Source organism: Aequorivita sp. IT1183 (genome assembly GCF_058068265.1).
Genome location: NZ_JBYRHS010000001.1, coordinates 147744 through 172361, shown reverse-complemented (window position 1 = coordinate 172361; position 24618 = coordinate 147744). Strand labels below are relative to the sequence as shown.

The 24618-nt window shown below is 37.9% G+C and carries 12 protein-coding genes; 6 read left to right on the top strand and 6 right to left on the bottom strand.

Annotated elements, in window-relative coordinates; all coding sequences use genetic code 11:
* Positions 1-16: 16 nt before the first annotated feature.
* Positions 17-2791, bottom strand: coding sequence for a TonB-dependent receptor (locus AC3RVF_RS00670; protein WP_489692521.1), 2775 nt, complete (start codon positions 2789-2791; stop codon positions 17-19).
* A gap of 173 nt (positions 2792-2964) precedes the next feature.
* On the opposite strand from AC3RVF_RS00670, the gene AC3RVF_RS00665 reads away from it, so the two are divergent.
* From AC3RVF_RS00665 to AC3RVF_RS00655, 3 genes are all read left to right on the top strand, one after another.
* Positions 2965-4293, top strand: coding sequence for a deoxyguanosinetriphosphate triphosphohydrolase (locus tag AC3RVF_RS00665; RefSeq protein WP_489690711.1), 1329 nt, complete (start codon positions 2965-2967; stop codon positions 4291-4293).
* A 166-nt stretch (positions 4294-4459) separates the two neighbouring features.
* A complete protein-coding gene (locus tag AC3RVF_RS00660; RefSeq protein ID WP_489692520.1) occupies positions 4460-7060 on the top strand; it encodes a T9SS-dependent M36 family metallopeptidase in 2601 nt (866 codons plus the stop codon).
* A gap of 506 nt (positions 7061-7566) precedes the next feature.
* Positions 7567-10158 carry a T9SS-dependent M36 family metallopeptidase gene (locus tag AC3RVF_RS00655; RefSeq protein ID WP_489690574.1) on the top strand — a complete coding sequence of 864 codons (2592 nt, stop codon included), beginning with the start codon at positions 7567-7569 and terminating at the stop codon, positions 10156-10158.
* A gap of 50 nt (positions 10159-10208) precedes the next feature.
* On the opposite strand, the gene AC3RVF_RS00650 is transcribed toward AC3RVF_RS00655, so the two are convergent.
* Positions 10209-11987: a 1-deoxy-D-xylulose-5-phosphate synthase gene (locus tag AC3RVF_RS00650; RefSeq protein ID WP_489692519.1), complete on the bottom strand. Its 1779-nt coding sequence runs from the start codon at positions 11985-11987 to the stop codon at positions 10209-10211.
* 132 nt (positions 11988-12119) lie between these two features.
* On the opposite strand from AC3RVF_RS00650, the gene AC3RVF_RS00645 reads away from it, so the two are divergent.
* A complete protein-coding gene (locus AC3RVF_RS00645) occupies positions 12120-12566 on the top strand; it encodes a nucleoside deaminase (RefSeq protein WP_489692692.1) in 447 nt (148 codons plus the stop codon).
* Between the two features lie 18 nt (positions 12567-12584).
* Here AC3RVF_RS00645 and AC3RVF_RS00640 read toward each other — a convergent pair whose 3' ends face one another.
* The 3 genes from AC3RVF_RS00640 to aspS are packed head-to-tail and all read right to left on the bottom strand — an operon-like array spanning position 12585 to position 16442.
* Positions 12585-12830: a hypothetical protein gene (locus tag AC3RVF_RS00640; RefSeq protein WP_489692518.1), complete on the bottom strand. Its 246-nt coding sequence runs from the start codon at positions 12828-12830 to the stop codon at positions 12585-12587.
* 19 nt (positions 12831-12849) lie between these two features.
* Positions 12850-14646 (bottom strand): chloride channel protein, encoded by a 1797-nt coding sequence (locus tag AC3RVF_RS00635; protein WP_489692517.1) that lies wholly within the window; start codon positions 14644-14646, stop codon positions 12850-12852.
* Between the two features lie 41 nt (positions 14647-14687).
* Positions 14688-16442, bottom strand: coding sequence for an aspartate--tRNA ligase (gene aspS / locus AC3RVF_RS00630; RefSeq protein WP_489692516.1), 1755 nt, complete (start codon positions 16440-16442; stop codon positions 14688-14690).
* A 300-nt stretch (positions 16443-16742) separates the two neighbouring features.
* On the opposite strand from aspS, the gene AC3RVF_RS00625 reads away from it, so the two are divergent.
* Both AC3RVF_RS00625 and AC3RVF_RS00620 read left to right on the top strand, forming a co-directional pair.
* Entirely contained in the window at positions 16743-19700 is a 2958-nt protein-coding gene (locus tag AC3RVF_RS00625) for a SusC/RagA family TonB-linked outer membrane protein (RefSeq protein ID WP_489690581.1), read from the top strand.
* Between the two features lie 11 nt (positions 19701-19711).
* Positions 19712-21040, top strand: coding sequence for a RagB/SusD family nutrient uptake outer membrane protein (locus tag AC3RVF_RS00620; protein WP_489690582.1), 1329 nt, complete (start codon positions 19712-19714; stop codon positions 21038-21040).
* Positions 21041-21114: 74 nt separating this feature from the next.
* On the opposite strand, the gene AC3RVF_RS00615 is transcribed toward AC3RVF_RS00620, so the two are convergent.
* Positions 21115-24612 (bottom strand): efflux RND transporter permease subunit, encoded by a 3498-nt coding sequence (locus AC3RVF_RS00615; protein WP_489690583.1) that lies wholly within the window; start codon positions 24610-24612, stop codon positions 21115-21117.
* Positions 24613-24618 lie beyond the last annotated feature (6 nt).

Genomic DNA, 24618 nt, shown 5'->3' with positions numbered 1-24618 from the left:
GTTAGACATTTTGTGTTTAAAAAGTATAATTAAGGTTTAAGCCTAATTGCGCACCCCGCGTGTATGAAAGAACAGTTTCTTCCGTTTCAACATTTGTGGTACTGGGTTTAATTAATTGAGTTCTTTTTATTTCAGGATTTAAAATGTTTTTTCCTGAAATACCTATTTTAAAATTTTCGGTTATCTTTTTACTTAGAATTAAATCCAACGAAACAAAGCCTTTTTCAATAATAGCGTCGTTGTAGTTAATATCTCCCGAGGATTGAAATTCTGGAGCTCCCAATGCATAAATTCTATCTGAAGCATAATTTCCGGAGATGGTAGCTTCAAAAGGATTTTCGGTATTTGTATTAAAATTTAAGGAACCATTTACAATCCAGTTCGATGCTCCTTGTAGATCTGTTTCAGTTAAGCCTTTGTATCTAAAAGTTCTTACAAAGTTTCCATCGTTGTCAAAAACCTCTTTTAAATCCTGTTTATGCCACATTCTAGAAGCATTTACATTTAGTTTTAAATTAGGTCTATCATCGCCCGAAATTAGATTTAAGCGACCTTCAACTTCTAATCCGTAAACTTCGGCTTCGTTACCAGCATTGAAGTAAGAAAATACACCTGCTGAACCTCTATCCTGAACTTTGTTGATTGGGTCTTCAATTACTTTGTAGAAACCTGTAAGCGATAGCAATTGATCATTTGTAGGGAAGAATTCCCACTTTAAATCGAAGTTTCTATTTAGAGAGGCTTCAATATCTGGATTACCACGAGTAACCTGACCCACTGTAGAAACATATTCAAAAGGTGCAATTTCTTTAAATTCGGGAAGGGTAGTAGTGTAGCTATTTGCAAAACGAATGCTGTTCTTTTCGTTAAGCGCATATTTTACATTGAAAGAAGGAAATACCCTGCGGTAATCTTTGTTGACGCTTCCTATTCTTCCAGCGAAATTGTTTACATCCCAGTTTACATCAATTTCATCTCTCTGAAATCTTAATCCAGCTTGTACGGTTATTTTTCCGCTAACTCCAGTAACATTTGTATAACCAGCTGTAGATTGTAACTCGCCGGTGTAAAAATCTGGAGATAGTGTATTTCTTTTTAATAAGCCGTTATTGAAATTTTCCTCGGTGAAAATATCTGAAATTTCATCAATGGAATTAGGATTAATGGCATTGGTTACGGTTTCTTCAGCTCCAAAAAATTGCGAACCGAAATCACGGGTTTTGTTACGGAACGTTCCGCCAATGTTTATGTGAAAAAGATTTTCTTCTTCGTTAATAATTTTTATTAAATCGTTTAAACGGCCATTGTATTCTGTGTCTTTAATTTTCTGAATACTTTTTCGTTGCTGAAATCCACCCGTACGACCAAGTTGAACGGTTTCGTCATTAAAGTTAACTTCGTTGCGAATACGGTTTGGCTCATCTGCACTTAAATAGTTGTAACCAGCCGCCCAATCTAATTCGTTTCTTTCACCAATTTTATGCTCCCCGCTAAGTTGGGTTACAGAAAGCAAAGTTTTCTTTAAGTTTTGGTCGCGTATAAATTGCGATAAATCTTCTGCGGGATCAGTTTCTTCAAAAATAATGGCTTCCCCAGAACGTCCGCCTTCAAACACTTCATCTTCAATTTTGTTTATTAGTAAAGTGTTGAATTTAAAATCGTTGTTGTCATCTGCTCTAAATCTAATATGAAACAAGCCAGAAGTTGCTACTTCTTTATTCCAAGTAATTGCATCAGGAATTACATCGTCGAGAAAGTTGGAGCGGTATTGTTTAAAAGCACCTTCTTTGTATTCAAATTCTTCAGACTGACCAGCGGTAAAAAGAACACTCAACTTGTTGCCAATTCGTGTTCCAGCACTTAAAGAAAAAGATCTATTTATAGGAAAATCTACAACTTCTGGACTCCAACTTTGTGCTGTAATGGCGCGATTAGTTGGAATACTTTTTTGGTAAAACCCGAAGGATACATCGTTATAATTTGGTGAAACTTTAAAGTTGTTAAAAACACCGTTGCTCATTACATTAGTGTTAATAGAAGTGCTTGCACTTGCTGAAAGTAGATTGCTGCCCGAAAGTTCTTTTGTGTTGATGTCAATATTTCCCGAAGCCTGATCTGCAGAAATATTTGGCGATGTGGTTTTACTTACGTCAATGCTTTGAATGAGTCGCGTTGGGAAAAGATTCAGATTAATATTTTTCCTTTCAATATTGTCTGACGGAATAGGGAGTCCGTTTAAAGTAGTGAATAGATATCTATCACCCAGTCCACGTACAAAAATAGCCCCACTGCCGTCTGTTTTCGAAACTCCGGAAATTTTAGTTGTTGCCCCCGCAGCATCAGAAACACCAAGTTGCGATAATTGTTCGGCGCCAATACTTTCTTTTATAGCGATTGCTTTTTTCTGTTCTAATAATAAAGCTACTTCGCTTTCTCTTCTAATTGTGGTTTTAATTACCACCTCGTCCAGAGCTGCCGCACTCGCGCTCATTGGCACGTTTATATTTGTAATTTTGTTAGCGGTTACTGTTATGTTTGGAATTTCAACAGTTTCATAACCCACGAAGCTAAAAACCACTGTGTAGTTTCCTGGCTTTATATTTTCAATTGCATATAGGCCGTCAAAATCTGAGGTTACACCTATAGTAGTACCTTTAATAAATACGTTTGCAAAAGGCAGCGGTTCGTTATTGTAATCAGTATCTGTCAGTTTACCTGCTATAGAACCATTTTCTTGAGCAAAGCTCGTAGCGGTAAAAAGGAAGATTAAAAGTTTAATTATTGTTTTCATTTTTGTCGATTGATTTATTGGTGCAAAGAAACCGTGCTTGTGTAAAGAAGGTGTTAATTGGCTGTTACCAATTGGTCATTTTAGGGTTAGCTAAAGGTTAAGCGGAAACCAAAAAAATATGCTTGCATTGCTTTTTGAAAATAGTATCTTGCCTTCAAAACTTTATAATTATGATGCAATGGGAACAGTTGCTCTCGCTACGAAAGCACGGAGATAAAAACAAAAGACTACGGATTGAAGAAAACGAAACCCGCTTGGGTTTTGAAGTAGATTATGACCGCGTTATTTTCTCTTCGGCTTTCCGCAGCTTGCAAGACAAAACACAAGTTATTCCCTTGTCTAAAACCTCTTTTGTACACACGCGATTAACACATAGTTTGGAAGTTTCCGTTGTTGGGCGCTCTTTGGGAAGAACGGTAGGAAAAGCAATTCTGAAAAAACATCCACAATTACAGAATGTGCACGGGTATCAGTTTAACGATTTTGGTGCAATTGTGGCTGCGGCTGCTTTGGCACACGACATTGGTAATCCGCCATTCGGACACAGCGGCGAAAAAGCAATCGGCGATTATTTTTTAAACGGAAATGGGAAGCGATTCAAAGAGCTGCTAACCGAAAAGGAATATCAGGATTTGGTAGCTTTTGAAGGAAATGCCAACGGTTTTAAAATTTTGACGGAATCTAAAAATGGGGTTGAAGGCGGGCTTCGACTAACCTACGCCACTTTGGGTGCGTTTATGAAATATCCAAAACAATCACTTCCACAAAAACCTACAACACATGTTGCCGATAAAAAATTTGGCGTTTTTCAAAGTGATACTGAATTTTTTAATGAAGTAGTTTCAGAATTAGGTCTTATAAGTAGAGGTAATGATGGCTATTCTCGCCACCCACTAACATATCTTGTGGAGGCGGCAGATGATATATGTTATACTATTATTGATTTTGAAGATGGCATCAATCTAGGTTTGATTGAAGAAGAAATGGCGCTGGAATATTTAATCAATTTAGTGCGAAACACCTTAAAAACAGATGTGTATTCAGCATTAAAAACATCGCAGGATAGATTGGCTTATTTACGGTCATTAGCAATAAATACGTTAATTGCCGAAGCAGCAACAATTTTTATTGCGAACGAAGAGGAAATTCTAAAGGGAACATTTTCAGAAGCATTGTTGGATAAAAGTGAGTACAAAGTGCAAATTGCCGACATCATAAAAATTAGTATTGAAAAGGTGTATCAAAGCACAGAAGTTTCTGAGAAAGAAATTGCTGGATATAAAATTTTAACCACATTGCTGGATACATTCACTACTGCATTTGAAAATCAGCATAATGGTAAGGCACGTCACTACGATAAACTTTTATTACGAACTATCGATTTTGAACTTGAAAAGTCGCCGTCAGTTTATAATTATTTAATGGAATGTTGTAATTACATTTCACGATTAACAGACGGAAATGCCCTACAGATTTTTCAAAAGATTAAAGGAGGAATGTAATAATCCGCAAATTATGTTGAAGTTAAATGTTAAAAATTGAGGTTTAGACTGTTATATTGTCAATTTATGATATTTTTATCATTCCTTTTTTGAGGAAATTTTAACAAAATCCTTTAGATATCTCGTATCTAAAATTAAATTCACCTAAAAACTTAACTTAAAGCTTATGAAAAAAGTTCTCTACTTACTTATCATTTTTGCTGTTAATGCATCCTATGCGCAGGATTACAGTAATGTGGTAAAAACGTACCTTCAACAAAATCGATCGCAGTATTCGCTGCAACCACAAGACATTTCAGATGTATCCATAAGCTCGCAGAGTTTTTCAAAAAATATGCAGGTTCACAATGTATATGTAGAACAACGTTACCAAGGTATTAAGGTTTTTAATTCTACTTCTCCTTTTGTTATTAAAGATGGAGCAGTTTATAGTGCAAAACTTTCATTTACAGAAAATGTTTCTGCTAAAATAAATAGTACCACACCTTCAATCTCTGCATTAAGTGCAATAGGAAAAGCTGCAACTTCACTTGGTTTGCAGGGTCCTTCAAACTTAAATTTAGTAGAAACTACTTCAGATTATAGTTATGTTTTCTCTAACGGAAATATTTCATTAGAAAATATTCCTGTAGCATTGGTTTATCAAAAAATGGAAGGAACAGAAGCTTTAAAACTAGCTTGGGACCTTAGTATTTATCCTTTAGATGCATCACATTACTACAGTGTTCGTATAGATGCTCTGACTGGTGAATTATTAGATACAATGGATTGGGTAGTTAGCTGTAATTTTGGCGAAGAGGCACATTCACATGCTACTTCTAATAGCGTTTTGTTCGGTACTACTAGTGAGCCTAGCATGTCAATGACGACTGCTGTTGCCGCTTACCGAGTATTCCCATTACCATTAATAGGACCAAATAATGGCCCAGATCAATTAGTGCCAGACCCATCAAATGCTGTTGCATCTCCTTTTGGATGGCACGATACTGATGGCGTTGTAGGCGAAGAATATACGCATACACGCGGTAATAATGTATTAGCTATGGAAGATGCAAATGGAAATAATGGTGCTGGTGATACCGCAGAAGGTGGTCCAACCCTTACGTTCGATTTTCCTTTCGACTTGCCTCGAGCTCCAGCAGCATTTAGAGATGGAGCAATTACCAATTTGTTCTATATGAACAATATGATGCACGATGTAATGTATCAGTACGGTTTTGATGAGGTTAGTGGTAACTTTCAATCAAAAAATTACACAAACCTTGGTTCAGAAAACGATTTTGTATTAGCAGATGCCCAAGATGGTAGTGGCTCGAATAATGCAAACTTCTCCACACCTCCTGATGGTGGAAAACCAAGAATGCAAATGTATCTATGGAGCGCTCCAGGGACTGTTTTAGGAACATATTTAACAGTTAACACTGGCCCGCTTTCTGGTCAGTATTACGCTATGGATTCTACATTTGCGCCACCACTTACAAATACACCAATCACTGCAGATCTTGTTGTGGTAGAAGATGACAATGCAGGCCCTTCTACAGATACTAATGACGGTTGTGATGCTATTACAAATGGAGCGAATATTACTGGGAAAATTGCAGTAGTGAGAAGAGGAACTTGTAATTTTACTGTAAAAGTACTTAACGCACAAAACGAAGGTGCAGTAGCCGTAATTGTAGTAAATGATACGCCTACAGATCCAACCGCTATGGGTGGAAATGGTGCGCAGATTACAATTCCTGCTATTATGATTTATAAATCAGACGGAGAAGCGCTTATAACTTCACTTCTTAACGGAGATACTATTAATGCTACTTTAGTAGATGATGGATCGGGAACTGATAACTTTCAGCGCGATGGCGATTTAGATAACGTTATTATTGCACATGAATATGGTCATGGTGTTTCAAACCGTTTAACTGGTGGTCCAGCACAATCCGGATGTTTACAAAATCAAGAGCAAATGGGCGAAGGATGGAGTGATTACTTAGGATTTATATTGACCATAAAAGCTGGCGATACTAGAGATGACGCACGTGGAACTGGAACTTATGCAATAGGCCAAGGAATATCAGGTTTAGGATTAAGAGCTAAAGCTTATAGCTCAGATTTCGCGGTAAATGATTTTACTTATAACGATATTAAATCACAATCAGTACCACACGGAGTTGGTTCAGTATGGGCTACAATGTTATGGGATTTAACTTGGGATTTAATTGACGAGTACGGTTTTGATCCAGATCTTTACAATGGAACTGGTGGAAATAACATTTCTATGCAACTTGTACTTGACGGAATGAAATTACAACCTTGTAGTCCTGGTTTTGTTAATGGTCGCGATGCCATTATTCAAGCAGATTTAATAGCAAATGGTGGTGCAAACAAATGTCTTATTTGGAGAGCATTCGCTAAAAGAGGACTTGGCTTAAGCGCAATTCAAGGAAGTTCAAATAGCAGATCTGATGGTACAGAAGCTTTTGATGTTCCAGTAGAATGTTTATTAGGTACTGCTGATAACGGAAACTTAGAAAATAATTTCCTTGTTTATCCAAACCCTTCTAATGGAGAAATTACTATAAAATCTCGCTTAGATGTAGGTGATGCAACTGTTTCTATCTTCGATATGAATGGTAGAAAAGTATTTACTCAGCAACTTGAAATACACACAACTGCTAATGTAAATGCAAGTGGACTTAACACGGGTATTTACTTAATGCAAATTGAAAGTGCCAATCGTTCGCAAACAACCAAGTTGATTATCAACTAAGAATTATTATATTTTGAATATGAAAAGAGGCTCGAAAGAGCCTCTTTTTTTTATAATAAATCTTGAAGCGTCTGCTTTATTTTTCTTAGTAAATGCCCAAAAGTTGTTGTAATTCTACAACATTGCTTTGCTCGGAGAAAATAGCTGGGATTCCAAAAATATTTATCGGGTTATTATTGCCCCATATTGCTTAACAACTTCTCAGAATAGATTGGCATAAGTAGATGCACTCGCAGTTTTACAAATTTTCACATATATTATTTGATGTTGAGTTTGCCAAAAACAAATAAATTTACGCGTATGGTCTATTTCTTTGTAATGACAATTCCCGATTGACTTTAGGAAATGTGCTCAAGATTTTTAGAAATTAAAGAAGAATCAATAAAATCTTACTCTCAGGAATGTTAAATAGTGATTTTCAGATTGTAAAGCCATGTTATTATGATAATTTTAGAAGTGAAAATTTCAACAACCTATTCCTTAATTTTTAATTTAAACTAATTCATATGAAAAAACTTTTCTACTTTCTTATTTTTCTTGCGTTCAATTTTTCCTTTGCGCAAGATTATTCATCTGCGGTAAATACGTACCTGCAGAACAACCGATCACAATTTGCGTTGCAACCTCAGGATATTGCCGACGTTAACATTGCATCACAGAGTTTTTCCAAAAGCCTAAAAGCAAATACTGTTTATGTGGAACAACGTTATCAAGGCATTAAGGTATTCAATTCCACTTCGCCTTTTGTTATAAAGGATGGTGCCGTTTCAATGGCGAAAGTTTCTTTTGTTCAAAATATTGCTTCTAAAGTGAATGCCACTTCCTCGGTATTAACTCCTAATATGGCAATAGTAAAAGCAGCAGGAATTCTTGGGCTAGGAGCTCCTACCAACCTAACTTTGCTTGAAACGGGAATAGATCATTCCTATGTATTTTCAAAAGGAAATATTTCTTTGGAAAACATTCCTGTACAATTGGTATTTCAGAAAATGGAAGCTACCAACAGCTTAAAATTGGCTTGGGACCTGAGCATCTATTTGTTGAGCGCAGACCATTATTACAACGTCCGTATAGACGCCCTTACTGGCGAACTATTAGAAACCATGGATTGGGTTTCGCAGTGCGAATTGCCAGACTTTAACGCAAAGCACAACCATTTTTCAAATAAGGGCGAAAGTGTTTTATTTGAAAATAGCGTCAAGGTTGTAGAAACCAATCTTGCCAATGCTCAATATAGAGTTTTTGCATTGCCGCTCAGAAGCCCTGATGATGGTCCAGATACATTGGAAATAGATCCCCAAGACGCAACAGCATCCCCTTATGGATGGCACGATACCAATGGTGCGGCAGGTGCAGAATTTACAATAACAAGAGGGAATAACACCTATGCCTATTTAGACCTGTGTAATACAGATTCGGGTCCTTCGCCAGATGGAGGTGCTTCTTTACATTTTGATTTTCCTTTCAATTTACCACAATCCCCAGCCGATTTTAGGGATGCTGCCACCACAAATTTGTTCTATTTGAATAATATTGTGCACGACGTGATGTATCAATATGGTTTTGATGAGGCCAGCGGAAATTTTCAGGAAAATAATTACGGCAATGGCGGCTCCGAAGGCGATTCTGTAAATGCAGAAGGACAAGATGGCGGCGGAACCAACAATGCAAATTTTGGAACCCCACCAGACGGAAGCAATCCGAGAATGCAAATGTACATTTGGACGGGAGGCGCAGGAGGCCCTATCTCTGATATTTTCTCAATAAACGGTGGCCCATTGGCAGGCGTTTATAGCGGTGTTCCGGCAGGTTTTGGCGGTGGTATCCCTTTAAATTTAACAGGAGATTTGGCCTTGATACAAGATGACAATTCAGGCCCATCCACGGATCCAAATGACGGTTGCGATAATATAACCAATGGCGGTGCCTTAAACGGTAAAATTGTTGTGATACGTAGGGGCGAATGTGAATTCGGATTTAAAGTTTTGGCCGCCCAAAACAACGGAGCCATTGCTGCAATTATAGTGAACAATGTGGCCGGTGCACCACCTCTTATGGGAGCCGGCGTTGTTGGTTGCCAAGTTACTATTCCTGCATTTGCAATATCTGATGTGGATGGTAACCCAATTATTGCTGAACTTCTAGGAGGCTCTGTAAATGGAACCATCAATGGAACAAATGTTCCGTCCAATAAGGACGGTGACCTGGATACGGAAATTGTGCTACACGAGTATGGCCACGGAATCTCAAACAGACTTACGGGTGGACGCTTTAATGTAGGTTGTTTGCAAAATGAGGAGCAAATGGGAGAAGGTTGGAGTGATTATTTTGGTATGGTAATGACCATTTACCCCGGAGACCAAGGCTCAACCGTTAGACCAGTTGGAGCTTATGCTTCTGGCGCGCCGAACGGAATCAGAACGTATCCTTACAGCACTAATTTTGGTGTAAACCCTCATACCTATGACGATATAAAATCTGAAGCTGTCCCACACGGTGTTGGCTCAGTATGGGCGGCCATGTTGTGGGAAATGACCTGGGATCTAATAGACGAGCACGGTTTTGATGCCGACATATACAATGGTAGTGGCGGTAATAATATTGCTTTGCAATTGGTGACAGATGGATTGAAAATTCAGCCTTGTAGTCCAGGTTTTGTAGATGGAAGGAATGCTATAATTGAAGCAGACTTATTAGCCAATGCAGGCGCAAACAGATGTATAATCTGGCGTGCTTTTGCAAGAAGAGGGTTAGGATTTTCGGCAATTCAAGGAAGTTCCAATAGTAGATCTGATGGTACGGAAGCTTTTGATGTGCCACTGGAATGCCAATTAGGTGTGAATGACAATGGAAGTATTCAAAATAATTTTATTGTTTATCCAAATCCTTCAAATGGTCAGCTTAGCATTATGTCTCGCGTAGATGTAGGAGAAGCTACCATCTCTATTTTTGATATTAACGGAAGAAAGGTATTCAACCAAAATATAGAACTTCACCAGTCTGCAACTATCAATGCATCCGGTCTTACTTCAGGTATTTACTTGATGCAGATCGAAAGCGCTGATCGTTCACAAACAACCAAGTTGATTATCAACTAATAATTATTATATTTTGAATTTGAAAAGAGGCTCGAAAGAGCCTCTTTTTTTTATAATAAATTTTGAAGTGTCTGATTTATTTTTTCTGAAGAAATGCCCGAAAGTTGTTGTAATTCTTCAACAGTTCCGTGTTCTGGGAATACGTCTGGAATACCCAAAATTTGTATTGGGTTATTATATTTATAAGTTGAAGCAAAAGTTACAACCGAAGTACCCAGGCCACCTATTATAGTACCGTCTTCAACTGTAATAACAGTTTTATATTTCGTGAAAATTTCGTGCAGCAAGCTTTTATCCAACGGTTTTAAAAAGCGCACGTCAACAAGTCCAACTTTATCTTGTTGGAGCGTGGGTAGCATTTCTATTGCAGCCAGCGCATTATTTGCCATGCTTCCAATAGTTAATATTGCAATTTCGCTACCGTCCCGAAGTATTTCGGCTTTGCCTATTTCAATTTTATTAAAAGGTTTTTGCCAATCTAAAATCGTTCCTCTTCCGCGTGGATACCTTATAAATATTGGCAACTGCAATCCCTCTTGTGCAGTAAATAGTATGTTTCGCAATTCAATTTCGTTGCGAGGAGCAAAAATGATGAGGTTGGGGATACAATTTAAATATGCTAAATCGAAAATACCGTGGTGTGTAGGTCCATCTTCACCTACAATTCCGGCTCTGTCTAAACAGAAAATCACAGGTAATTTTTGCAAGCAAACATCGTGTATAACTTGATCGTACGCACGTTGAAGAAATGTGGAGTAAATATTACAAAAAACATTAAATCCCTGTGTGGCTAAACCCGCAGCAAAGGTAACTGCGTGCTGTTCCGCGATACCAACATCAAAAGCGCGATCGGGGTATGCATCCATCATAAATTTTAAAGAGCTTCCCGTAGGCATTGCAGGGGTAATGCCTATAATTTTTTCGTTTTTTGAAGCAAGTTCCACCAACGTTTTTCCGAAGACGTCTTGAAATTTTGGTGGCTGAACATTATTAGTCTTTGGGGCAAGATCGCCAGTAAGCGCATCAAATTTACCGGGCGCATGATAAACCACTTGGTTTTCTTCTGCCTGCCGTAAACCCTTTCCTTTTGTTGTAATTACATGAAGTACTTTTGGACCTGAAACCCCTTTCAATCGCTCCAATTTAGAAATTACCAAATCCAAATTATGGCCATCTATGGGTCCAGAATAATTGAAGTTTAATGCCTCAAAAATATTATCTGCATCCTTTGCGCCATTTTGTTTCACCTTAGTGAAATATTCCTTTAACGCTCCCACGCTTGGGTCGATGCCGATAGCGTTATCGTTTAGAATAATCAAAATATTGGTATCTGTAACGCCTGCGTGGTTTAAAGCTTCAAAAGCCATTCCGCTGGCGATAGAGGCATCGCCAACAATTGCAATGTGCTGTTTTTCAGTTTCACCTTTTAATTTTGAAGCGATTGCCATTCCGAGTGCTGCAGAAATAGCAGTGCTACTGTGCCCAACGCCAAAAGTGTCAAATTCACTTTCTTCGCGTTTTGGGAATCCACTAATCCCGCCCAATTGTCGGTTGGTGTGAAAAATCTCTTTTCTACCCGTTAATATTTTATGTCCGTATGCTTGGTGACCAACGTCCCAAACCAAAATATCATCTGGCGTATTAAATACGTAATGAAGTGCGATGGTAAGTTCTACCACGCCAAGGCTAGCGCCCAAATGACCTTCTTTCGCGGCGATAATATTAATTATAAATTCACGCAGTTCTTTCGCCAATTGCGGCAATTTTTTCTTTGAAATTTTCCGCAGATCTTTGGGGAAATTGATGGTATTTAAGATGTTTTCTGGCACGGTGTAAAGATACGGTTATTGCGAAATTGTTATTAAGAGAATTCGTTTATTTGTAATTTCGTTTTAATACGATATATTTTGAAATGAACCCCGAATACAATCGGGCAAAACCTGAAACCTGAAACATTGAACATAATTGCCCCCTACGACGACACTTATTTTATGAAACGCGCCTTGCAAGAAGCTGAAGCGGCCAATGAAAAAGACGAAATACCCATTGGTGCGGTAATCGTTATAAACAATCAAATAATTGCACGTGCGCACAATCTAACTGAAACATTGAACGATGTTACAGCCCACGCAGAAATGCAAGCAATTACCGCTGCAGCAAATTATTTGGGTGGAAAGTATTTAATCGATTGCACACTCTATGTAACTATTGAGCCCTGCCAAATGTGCGCGGGAGCATTATTCTGGAGTCAGATTTCAAAAATAGTTTATGGCGCAAGAGATGAACAGCGAGGATGTATTAATTTAGAAACAAAATTACATCCTAAAACGGTGATGACGGGCGGAGTAATGGCGGAAGAAGCATCTCAACTTTTAAAGCGATTTTTTGCTGAGAAAAGATCTAAATAATATAAGCAAGCAGCTTGTCTAAATCTTTTTTTCTTTCTGATAATCTTGCATTTTTTTAATATTTTCTTTGGTAAGCATATATTCTTTCACATCTCTGTTTTTCCATCTATGATAGATAAATAAAGGCATCAATATAAAAAAGCCAACCATTAAACTTAGGCCAATAATTAATTTCCCAGTCGCTTCGTCGTCTGTTTTTATATAAAATCCAACGCTAAGACTAATAACTACTGCGATAAAAAGTATGTTGATGAAGAGTTTCATTTTTGTATTGTTTTCAAAATTATTTACTCGAAAAATCAATTAGTTTTCGGCGATAGGCGGTAAGCAGTTTCGATTTTGAAACGAAACCATAATATTTTCCTTCACAAATAACTGGTAAATTCCATGCGCCTGAGTCTTGAAATTTTTTCATAACCTCTGTCATTTTATCCTTTTTCAAATCAATTAATTCTGGTGGATTATGCATCAGTTCTTTTGCTCGCACTTCATCGTATAAACTTTGGTCGAACATAACGGGGCGCAAGTCGTCCAATAAAATAACACCTTCTAAAGTATTCGATTCTTTATCGAGTACCGGAAAAAGGTTTCTTTTAGATTTTACCACAGCATTGTGTACCATATCGCCAAGAGTCATTTCAGGATAAATAGCTATAAAATCGCGCTCTATAACGGTTTCAATATCCATCAAAGTTAATACCGCGTGGTCTTTATCGTGTGTAATAAGATCTCCTTTTCGGCCAAGCTCCATAGTGTAAACGGAATGCGGAATAAAATATTTAGTTATTGAAAATGAAATTGCCGCCGTAACCATTAAAGGTATAAAAAGTTCATAGCCACCTGTTACTTCTGCAATTAAAAATATTGCTGTTAATGGCGCATGCAACACTCCAGCCATTAAGCCAGTCATTCCCACAAGTGTGAAATTACTTTCAGAAACAGGATTATTTAGTATGCCAATATTGTTGAGAATTTTAGCAAAACAGTTCCCCATAATGCTTCCCATAAATAGGGTTGGAGCAAAAATACCACCAACGCCACCTGCTCCAAATGTGAGCGCGCTGGCTATAATTTTAAAAATTACTAACCCCGCCAACAACAATATAACAACCCAAATATTGGTAAGATCTAAATTAAAAAAGTTGTTTTCTAAAGCAGCTTGTGGATTTCCTTGTACAAGATTGTTTATTACATCAAAACCTTCCCCATAAAGCGGAGGGATGAAGTAAACTAAAATACCGAGACCAATCCCGCCGATTAATAAACGCTTAATTGGCGAAGCTATTTTTTCGAAAAAATCCTGAATATTGGAATACATTTTAGTGTAATAAATAGACACCATCGATGCAACTAGTCCTAACAAAATATAGAAAGGAATATCTTTAATTGTAAATTTTTCAGTGATTTCAAAAGGAAGTAAAATATCTGTTCCAAGAAAAAAGTAGGAAGTAGTAATGGCCGAAACCGAAGCCAAAAGAAGTGGCACCATTGAAACCAAGGTGAGGTCTAAACTAAAAACTTCTACTGCAAAAATAATTGCCGCAATGGGTGCCTTAAAAATGGCCGACATAGCGCCAGCGCCAGCACAACCAATCAATAGCGTTCTGGTTTGCTGATTCATATGGAAAAAACGCGCAAGATTGGAGCTAATTGCTGCTCCCGTAGCAACGGTTGGTCCTTCAAGACCTACAGAGCCACCAAACCCTACTGTTATTGGTGCTGTAATAAGACTTCCAAACATCTGAAAGGGCCGCATAAAACCTTTTCTTTTAGAAATTGCATAAAGTGTAGAAGGAATACCGTGACTAACTTTATTGCGAATAATATAACGCATTGCTAAAAATGCCAAGGTTAATCCAATAAGCGGAAATATAAAATAGAAAGCAGTTTGGTACTGAACAATAAGTTTACCCTGTAGTAGATGTTGAATAAGGTGGGTAAGGTTTTTTAAAACCACGGCTCCAATCCCTGCCAATAGCCCTACGGCAATACTCAGAATAAAAACAAACTGCTTTTGCGGAATGTGCTTTATTCTCCAGATTAGGAAGCGGGTAAATAAATTTCGTTTTTGTGTTGGCATCTTTAAAGCTATCAAAAAATCCTGCAGAAGCAGGATTTTTTTTAAGATTTTATTTCAACTTTTAGATGAAGTTCATCCAATTGTTTTTTGTCTATTGGTGCCGGAGCATCTATCATTACATCGCGGCCCGAGTTGTTTTTTGGGAAGGCGATAAAGTCACGAATTGTTTCTTGGCCACCTAAAATGGCAACTAATCTATCCAATCCGAAAGCAATTCCGCCGTGGGGTGGGGCGCCGTATTGAAAAGCATCCATCAAAAAGCCAAACTGCGCTTTTGCTTCTTCGGGTGTGAAGCCCAAATAATCAAACATTAAAGCTTGTGTTTTTTTATCGTGAATACGTATTGATCCGCCGCCAATTTCATTTCCATTTAAAACCAAATCGTAAGCATTTGCTTTTACTTCACCAGGTTTTATAGCCAATAATTCAAGCTGTCCAGGTTTTGGAGAAGTGAAGGGGTGGTGCATAGCGTGGTAACGATTTGTATCCTCGTCCCATTCCAAAAGTGGAAAATCTACAACCCACAATGGTGCAAATTCGTCATTTTTACGTAAACCGAGTTGTTCTGCCAAATGCATGCGCAACGCACTCAATTGGGCTCTTACTTTATTTTTTGCTCCAGAAAGCACGCAGATTAAATCGCCAGTTTTTGCGCCAGTTACTTCTGCCCACTTCGCCAAATCTTCTTGATCGTAAAATTTATCTACCGAAGATTTATAGGTTCCGTCTTCATTACAACGTGAATAGACCATTCCTAAAGCACCCACTTGTGGGCGTTTTATCCAGTCTATTAATTTGTCTATTTCTTTTCTGGTTAAAGCATTTCCGCCGGGAACAGCAATACCCACAACCAATTCGGCTTGATTGAAAACGCCAAAATCTTTATGTTGAGCAACTTCGTTCAACTCGCCAAACTCCATTCCGAAACGGATGTCTGGTTTGTCGTTTCCGTACTTCGACATTGCATCGTCGTAAGTCATTCGTGGAAATTCGGAAATTTCTATGTCGTTAATTTCTTTCAGCAAATGTTTGGTCAAACCTTCAAAAGCGTTCAAGATATCTTCTTGTTCCACGAAGGCCATTTCGCAGTCTATTTGTGTAAATTCTGGCTGTCGGTCTGCACGCAAATCTTCATCGCGGAAACATTTTACTATTTGAAAATATTTATCTAAACCTCCCACCATTAGCAATTGCTTAAAGGTTTGAGGTGACTGCGGAAGCGCGTAAAACTGTCCTTCATTCATACGGGAAGGAACTACGAAATCGCGCGCGCCTTCAGGTGTAGATTTTATTAAATACGGGGTTTCTACTTCAATAAATCCTTCTTTTGAAAGAAAATTGCGAACTGCCATTGCAACCTTTGAACGAAATATTAGGTTTTCGCGCACTGGTTTTCTGCGGATATCTAAATAGCGATATTTCATTCGCAAATCTTCGCCACCGTCGGTTTCATCTTCTATCGTAAAAGGTGGAGTTAAAGATTCATTCAGAATAATTAATTCAGAAACTAAGATTTCCACATCGCCAGTTGGCATGTTTGGATTTTTAGATTCGCGTTCAATAACGGTTCCTGTTACTTGTATTACAAATTCGCGGCCCAATTTTGAAGCTTTTTCAATCACTTCTTTTGAAGTTCTTTCTTCATCAAAAATAAGTTGGGTGATGCCATAGCGGTCGCGAAGGTCTACCCACACCATAAAGCCTTTGTCGCGAGTTTTTTGCACCCATCCGGAAAGGGTTACTTCTTTATTGATATCTGCCGAGCGAATCTGGCCGTTGTTGTGCGTTCTGTACATTATATTCTGAAAAAAATTAAGGGTGCAAATTTAATAAGTATTAAATGAATTGGCGTGGTTTTGAAGGGATTATTATTCGAAACTATAAATGATTAAATACACTTAATGGGGCAACTTAGCTTTTGAGAAAATTGCACAGAGTGAATCTTTATGTTTTCATTTTATGCTGAAGCTTATATTTTAAACATATCATCATAAACAAAAGAAAATGCTAATAAATAGTGAATAAAAATATTCAATACTGTTGTTATCATTAAGAAATTAACACTATTTTAGGGATTCAATAAAAAACCTTTACTTATGAAACAAAAATACACTACTATTAGAAGGTTCTTTTTTTTATTTTTAATTTTTCCTTGTATTGCGTTTGGACAGACGCAGTTATCGGGAAAAGTGGTAGATAAAAATAATGTAACTGTTCCTTTTTTAAATGTAATTGAAAAAGGAACCTCAAACGGAACCACAACCGACGCTGAAGGTAATTTCAGCATCAAAGTGGCATCATTACCAGCAACACTGGTCTTTTCATCTATCGGTTTTGAAACGCAGGAATATACTGCTTCTACCGCGGGTGCAATTTCTATTACAATTGCAGAATCTGCGCAAGCTTTAGACGAAGTGGTTGTAACTGGATTAGCTACATCGGTTAAACGATCGAACTCGGCAAATGCCGTTGCGACTATCTCAGCCGAAGAACTCACTGGAAGGACACCGCCTTCCACATTAGACGGTGCTTTATACGGTAAATTTGCAGGAGCAATCGTAAATGCAAATTCTGGAGCTCCCGGTGGGGGACTTTCTGTAAAGTTACGTGGTGCTACTTCCATTCAAGGAAATACACAACCGCTCTATATTATAGATGGGGTGTATGTAGATAACTCTTCCATTGCCGCTGGTTTAAATACTGTTTCTGCCGCATCGCAAGGAGGAAGTTCTTCTAACCAAGACAATCCCACTAACCGAATTGCAGATATAAACCCAGATGATATCGCAAATATTGAAATACTTAAAGGCGCTTCCGCAGCTGCTATTTATGGTTCAAGAGCGGCGGCTGGAGTTGTACTTATTACCACAAAACGTGGAAAAGCAGGTAAAACGCAATTTAGATTTTCACAATCTACAGGTTGGACTGAAGCTATTAACCTATTAGGTGTTCGGGATTATACCGAAGCACGAGTGTTAAAAAGTTTTGGAGAGGCTGATTTGGCTGCCTTTATTGCTGCTAGAGATGCTGGAAGACTTATAGATTATGAAAAAGAAGTTTATGGCGAACACGGAGTAATTAGCATTACCAACTTTAGTATGAGTGGTGGCGATGAAAAATCTAAATTTTTTGCTGGCGTTACCCATAATAATGAAGATGGTATTGTAAGAGGGACAGGTTATGAAAAAACATCCTTACGCCTTAACTTAGACCATAAGCCTGAAGATTTTTTAAAGTTTTCTTTGAGTACAAATTATATTAATTCTTCTTCAGATAGAGGATTTTTTAACAATGATAATAGTGGTACTACTATTGGGATTGCTCTAACAACTACTAGACCTTGGGATCAATTGTTTCCCAATGCAGATGGTATTTATCCAGATCATCCTAACAATAGTTCAAACCCATTACAAACCCGAGATTTGGTTACAAACAATGAAACGGTGGACCGTATAATTATGGGAGGATCTGCAAATCTGGACATTTATAAAGCAGAAAATTCTAACCTTGAATTAATTTTACGTGGAGGTCTCGATTTTTACGGACAGAAAACTAGAGCGATATTTCCCAAGGAATTACAATTTCAAAAGCTATCTAATGGAGGCTTAAACGGAGTTTCTGCCCAAGGAAATACTCAAAATAAAAACTACAACCTATCGGCTTTCCTAGTTCATAATTATTTTACTGATAGTAATGTTAGCTTTAGAACGCAAGCAGGTTTAACGCGAGAGTATTTTGATCAAAACACACAGATAATTACTGCTACTGGTTTGGTTGCTTCGGGAACCAATGTAGACCAGGCTGCAAATACGGGTGTTGACCAAACTAGACTTAAACAAGAAGATTCAGGTTTCTTTGTACAAGAAGAGGTTAACTATAAAGATATGTTGATTGCTACTTTGGGTGTGCGTGGAGATAAATCTTCTAACAACGGAGATGCAAATGAGCTATTCTATTACCCTAAAGCATCCTTAGCAGTTAGTTTAAATGAATTCGATTTTTGGAAAGATTCATCAAGTTGGAACCAATTTAAACTACGTGTAGCATATGGTGAAGCTGGAAACTTTCCGCCGTTTGGTGCTTTGTTCACCTCGTATAACGCAAATTCAACTGATGGCGTTTTAGGTATTAGTTTGATTGGTGTTAGAGGAAATGCTAATTTGAAATCTGAACGTCAAAAAGAATTAGAATTTGGTACTGATCTTGCCTTTCTTAACGGGAAGATAAGTCTTTCAGCAACCTATTATATTAAGACGATTGAAGATTTAATTCTACAAGCCAATTTAGAACCTTCAACAGGATATACCTCTCAGTTTGTTAATGCTGGAACACTTCAGAACAAAGGGATTGAAATTGGAATAAATACAACACCCATTTCAACAACTAATTTTCAGTGGGATTTTGGAGTGAACTTTTTTAAGAATACTTCAGAAATAACCGAACTGAGAGTGCCTCCTTTTAATGTAGGCGCATTTGGAGCAGGGTTGGGTACTTTCAGAATTGAAGAAGGCCAGAGTGCCACACAAATTGTAGGTAGTTTTGATGGTGAATTACGAGTTGTTGGCGATGCCGAACCAGATTTTCAAGTAGGATTTAATAACGGCCTAAAGTATAAAAATGTAGAATTATCTATGTTATGGCAATGGAAAAAGGGAGGCGATAACGTTAACCTAACTACATTACTTACAGATTTAAATCAAACATCTCACGATTTTGATGACCTAACAGTAGATCCTGAAGGACTTGTTGTAAATGGAGAATACAGGCCAGGAGGTAACGCAGATGTGCACACAGAAGATGCATCATATGTGCGTTTACGAGAAATAGGGTTGTATTATACAATACAAAAGAAAACCTTATCTAACTTATTGGGCGGACGCATAGACAATATTAAACTCGGCTTTTCTGGATCTAACTTACTCAACTTTTTTGATTATAATAGTTATGACCCAGAAGTATCCAATTTTGGTGGAGGGTCCATTTTTACAGGGGTTGATGTTTTACCATTTCCCTCTTCAAAAAGGTATTTATTTAATGTATCCGTTAATTTTTAAAAGAAAAAATCATGAGAAAATTTAGTTATAAAATTATATTAATCACACTCATTATAGGAGCGGCAGTTTCTTGCGAGGTGCAAGAGTTTTCGGATCTAAATAATGCAGAAGTGGGGAATTTTGAAGAAAATCTTACTCGTGGAGACTTACAGGATCTTGTAGGTGGTATTCTCTATAGTTCGAGGATAAGATTAGATAATTATTTCGATGACAACGGAGTAATTGGACGTGAGTATTATCGCTTTTCAAGCGCAGACCCTCGTTTTACGGGAGATTTGTTAGGAAGGGAAGGATTAGTGCTAGATAACAATACGTTCTACCTTACGGGGCCTTGGGCCGCACGCTACAGAACAGTTAAAAACGCAAATTTAATTCTGGGTTTTATTGAAGGCCAAGATTTATCTGCACTTTTTACGCCACAGGAAATAAATGCTACAAAGGGTTTTTTGAAAACCTTTAAAGCTTATGAGCTTCTGTTGAATCTTAACTTGACTGATGCAAATGGAATACGACTAGATGTGGCAGATGAAAATAACCTAGGCGACTTTGTAAACAAAGCACAAGCTTTAGCAGGAATTAGAAGCTTATTAGTAGAAGGAGCAGCAGATCTTGCTGGTGGGGGTAGTAACTTCCCATTTATTTTGTCTTCAGGGTTTGATGATTTCAATACACCATCTACCTTTTTGAAGGCGAATAATGCTATTGCAGCGCGAGTAGCAGCATATCAAGAAGATTTTCCTGCAGTATTGACGTTTTTGAACAATTCGTTTTTCACTTTAGACAATGCAAATATGAATACAGGTATATTCTACACCTTTTCGTTAGATCAAACAGATATTTCAAATTCATTATTTAATTCCATAGAAGGGCTTACTGCAGCAGATGCGAGAGTTGTACAACCGCTATTTGTATCAGAAGCTGAAGCCGGAGATACCCGATTGGGAAAAGTGGTTGAACTGGATGAACCCTTAAGTCAAGACGGTCTGTCTGGCAACTATGCATTAAACAGATATACCTCCAGAACTGCTCCAATACCAATAATTAGAAATGAAGAACTCATTTTATTATACGCTGAGGCCAATATCTATTTAAATATGCCAGAAGCGGTAAATGCCCTTAATTTAATACGGGCCAGTGCCAGTTTAACACCTTATACAGGCCCTGTTACCACAGAAGCATTAATTAATGAAATGTTGAAACAACGAAGATATTCGTTATACGCAGAAGGTCACCGATGGATAGATATGCGTCGCTATGGCAGGTTGAACACCTTGCCAATAGATAGACCAGAAGATGATGTTTGGTCTTTATTCCCAATTCCATTAACCGAAAATCAATAAAGAATTCTTTAGAATATAAATGCCCTTTCCGCAAAATTGTAGAAAGGGCATTTGTTTTTTAGAAAAGTGACTATCTAACTCAGCTGTTCTCGCTGCGGTAGCCCTTTCGCTTTCATCTTCTTAATCTCCTTCATTTTGCGCTTTTTTCTGAATCTAATCTTAGCGCGGTTCACCAAATAGAACATTACCGGCACCACAATAAGCGTTAAGAAAGTTGCGAATATCAATCCGAAAATTACTGTCCACGCTAGTGGCCCCCAGAAAATTACGTTGTCACCACCAATATATATGTTAGGGCTGTAATCTGTAAATAACCCAAAGAAATCTATATTAAAACCAATAGCCAAAGGCACAAGCCCAAGTACGGTTGTTATTGCAGTTAGCAATACCGGGCGCAGACGAGACTTTCCACCAGCCACTATCAAATCGAAATACTGACGTTTCGTAAGCATATCGTCATCTTCCATTTCCAGCTCGTACATTTTTCTATCTATTAATATTTGGGTGTAATCTATTAGCACGATAGCGTTGTTAACTACAATACCTGCGAGCGATATAATACCCATCATCGTCATAATTACCACGAAATCCATTTGGAAAATTACAAGTCCGAGGAACACTCCCGCCAAACTGAGGACCACCGAAGTTAAAATAATAACCGGTTTGGAAAGCGAGTTAAACTGTGCCACGAGGATTAACAAAATTCCTCCCATTGCAAAAAACAGCGCCATTAACAAAAAGCCCATATTGTCTGCTTGTTCTTCCTGCTCACCTGTAAAGGCAAGGTTTATACCTTTTGGAAGATCGTAACCCTGCAATTCAGTTTTAAGGTCGGTTACAATTTCGGTGGCGTTATAACCACCAATTACGTTGGAATAAACTGTAATTGTACGCTTCAAATCTTTCCTTTTTATGGAACTAAAAGAAGCAGTATTATTTTTAGTAACCATTGCCGAAATAGGCACCTGTACTATATTCCCTTGATTATTTCGAAAGGTTATTGGTTGGTTGAAAAGCGCGCTTTCATCATAACGCGATTTGTCTGAAAGGCGAACGTTTATTTCATAATCGTCGTCACCATCTTTGTAGGTTGAAGCTTCTTCACCAAAAATAGCACGACGTAACGTGAGCCCAATTTGACTTGTAGAAATACCTAATTGTCCTGCTTTTTCACGGTCCACGGTTACATCCATTTCGGGCTTGCTTTTATTAACGTCTATCTTCAATTCTTCAATACCACTTATGCCTAATCCTTCAATGTAAGAACGCAGGTTTTCAGCTTGGCGAAGCATTTCTTCATAGTTTTCACCACTCAATTCAATGTTAATAGGATAGCCTACCGGCGGACCAGCAGCATCTTTTTCAACAATAATGGAAGCTCCGGGAAATCCTTTTACAGACTCGCGCACTTCTTCTAAAACATCACTACTTTTTACACCACGGCGCAGTTGATAGTCGCGCATAGAAAGGGTTATTTTTCCTTTTTGCGGCATTTCGTTGCTTTGTCCGCCATCTGTCTGTGGATTTCCTGCACCTTGACCAACCTGCGAAATGGCAGATTCTACCATATAATTGTAACCATTGTCATCGTATTTCTCAATAGCTTTAAAAACACGTTGCTCTACTTGTTGGGTAAGCTCGTTCGTTTTTTGGATGTCGGTTCCCTGCGGATATTCTATGTAAGTAATAATCTGATTCGGTTCATTTTCGGGGAAAAATAGCACCTTTGGCTGAACGATTCCTACTAAAACAAAAGATAGAATTAAAAGTATAAATGTTCCAAAGAAGAACACGTAGGCTTTCCTTCCGCGCAAAGCGTATTTCAGAATTCCTTCATAAAAATTCTCTAGCTTTTTAAGCGATTTATATTGAAAGTAATCTACCGCGCCTGCAAGAATATATTTATAAACCCAAAGCAAAATTGCAGTTAGAATAGCCAAGTTTCCAAAGCCACGAAAAGCGGCTATATCCATTGCAAAACCAACCACTAAGAGTAAAATACCAATGCCCAGTAAAATTAAGCTCCAACGAATTAGCTTCTTTTTTGTCATTGGTTCTTCTTCAGTTTTCATAAATTCTGAAGTAAGCATAGAGTTAATTACCAAGGCTACAAATAGCGATGATGAAAGTACTACGGAAAGTGTGATGGGGAAATAAATCATAAACTTACCGATGGTTCCTGGCCACAATCCAAGTGGGAAAAACGCAGCTAGCGTAGTTGCTGTGGAAGCAATAATAGGCCAAGCAATTTCACCCATACCTTGTTTGGCAGCTTTTCGCGGGGTCATGCCTTCACTCATTAAAGTGTACACATTTTCTACCACAACAATACCGTTATCTACCAACATTCCCAGCCCCATTACGAGACCGAAAAGCACCATGGTATTTAGCGTAAACCCAAATGCCGAAAGAATAAACAGCGACATAAGCATGGATAGCGGAATAGCGAAACCTACAAAAAGTGCGTTTCTAAAACCTAAGAAAAACATTAAAACCAAAACAACTAAGAGTACCCCGAAGATGATGTTGTTCACCAAATCATTTACCTGATTTTCTGTTTTGATAGATTGATCGTTGGTTAAGGTAACTTGCAAGCCTGGCGGCAAATAATTTGCCTCTTCTTCTGCAACAATCACTTTAATCTGCTCTACGGCCTCGATCATGTTTTTTCCGGCACGTTTCTTAATATCGAGCATCACAACTGGCTCCCCGTATTCACGAGCGAAGGTTGTGGCATCTTTTTCTTTAAATTTAATATCGGCGATATCCTTTAGAAAAATAATACCATCATCCTTTTTCACGACTACATTTTCAAGCTCTTTTGGATCTTCAATTTCACCTGTAATACGAATGTTTTTCTGAACTCCATTTGTTATAATGTTTCCTCCAGAAATAGTGCTGTTTTCTCCTTTTACCGCATTTATAATATTGTCGAAACTTACTTGGGAAGCCGTCATTTTGTAAATATCTACGGCTATTTCAACTTCCTTTTCTTCGGCACCACGAACGGTTGCTTCTTTTATTTGCGGAAGTAATTCAATTTTATCCTGAAGATATTCGGCATATACCTTTAACTGTTGAACAGGATAGTCTCCCGTTAAGTTAATGTTTAGAATAGGTACTTCTTCTGAAAAGTTTAAGTTGAAAACATTAGGCTCTACTTTTCCACCATTTGTTAACGTGGGCCAGGTAGTTTCAGCTTTCACCTGATCTACTTTGTCTTTTACCAACTGCTTAGCTACAGGAATTTCTACAGATTCTTCAAATTCAACAATAATAATAGAGTAATCCTGAAGCGTTGTTGAGGTAATTTCTTTTACACCACCAATATCTTTAAATTCTTCTTCTAAAGGTTCGGTTATAAATTTTTCTACGTCTTCGGCAGAGTTTCCTGGGTTTACAGAGCTAATGTAAATTTTAGTTTCAATAATTTCTGGGAAAGCCTCGCGCGGCATGCTGTAATATGCGAAAGCACCCAAAAATAGGATGATAGCCATAACCACATAGACCGTCATTTTGTTGTCTATTGCCCAAGAGGAAATGCTAAATTCTTTATACGGATTCTTACTCATAATGCG

Excerpts from the sequence above, each read along its gene's own strand:
- aspS (WP_489692516.1), bottom strand. The coding sequence starts at position 16,442 with ATGTACAGAACGCACAACAACGGCCAGATTCGCTCGGCAGATATCAAT.
- AC3RVF_RS00620 (WP_489690582.1), top strand. The coding sequence starts at position 19,712 with ATGAGAAAATTTAGTTATAAAATTATATTAATCACACTCATTATAGGA.
- AC3RVF_RS00665 (WP_489690711.1), top strand. The coding sequence starts at position 2,965 with ATGCAATGGGAACAGTTGCTCTCGCTACGAAAGCACGGAGATAAAAAC.
- AC3RVF_RS00625 (WP_489690581.1), top strand. The coding sequence starts at position 16,743 with ATGAAACAAAAATACACTACTATTAGAAGGTTCTTTTTTTTATTTTTA.
- AC3RVF_RS00615 (WP_489690583.1), bottom strand. The coding sequence starts at position 24,612 with ATGAGTAAGAATCCGTATAAAGAATTTAGCATTTCCTCTTGGGCAATA.
- AC3RVF_RS00635 (WP_489692517.1), bottom strand. The coding sequence starts at position 14,646 with ATGCCAACACAAAAACGAAATTTATTTACCCGCTTCCTAATCTGGAGA.
- AC3RVF_RS00670 (WP_489692521.1), bottom strand. The coding sequence starts at position 2,791 with ATGAAAACAATAATTAAACTTTTAATCTTCCTTTTTACCGCTACGAGC.
- AC3RVF_RS00640 (WP_489692518.1), bottom strand. The coding sequence starts at position 12,830 with ATGAAACTCTTCATCAACATACTTTTTATCGCAGTAGTTATTAGTCTT.
- AC3RVF_RS00655 (WP_489690574.1), top strand. The coding sequence starts at position 7,567 with ATGAAAAAACTTTTCTACTTTCTTATTTTTCTTGCGTTCAATTTTTCC.
- AC3RVF_RS00660 (WP_489692520.1), top strand. The coding sequence starts at position 4,460 with ATGAAAAAAGTTCTCTACTTACTTATCATTTTTGCTGTTAATGCATCC.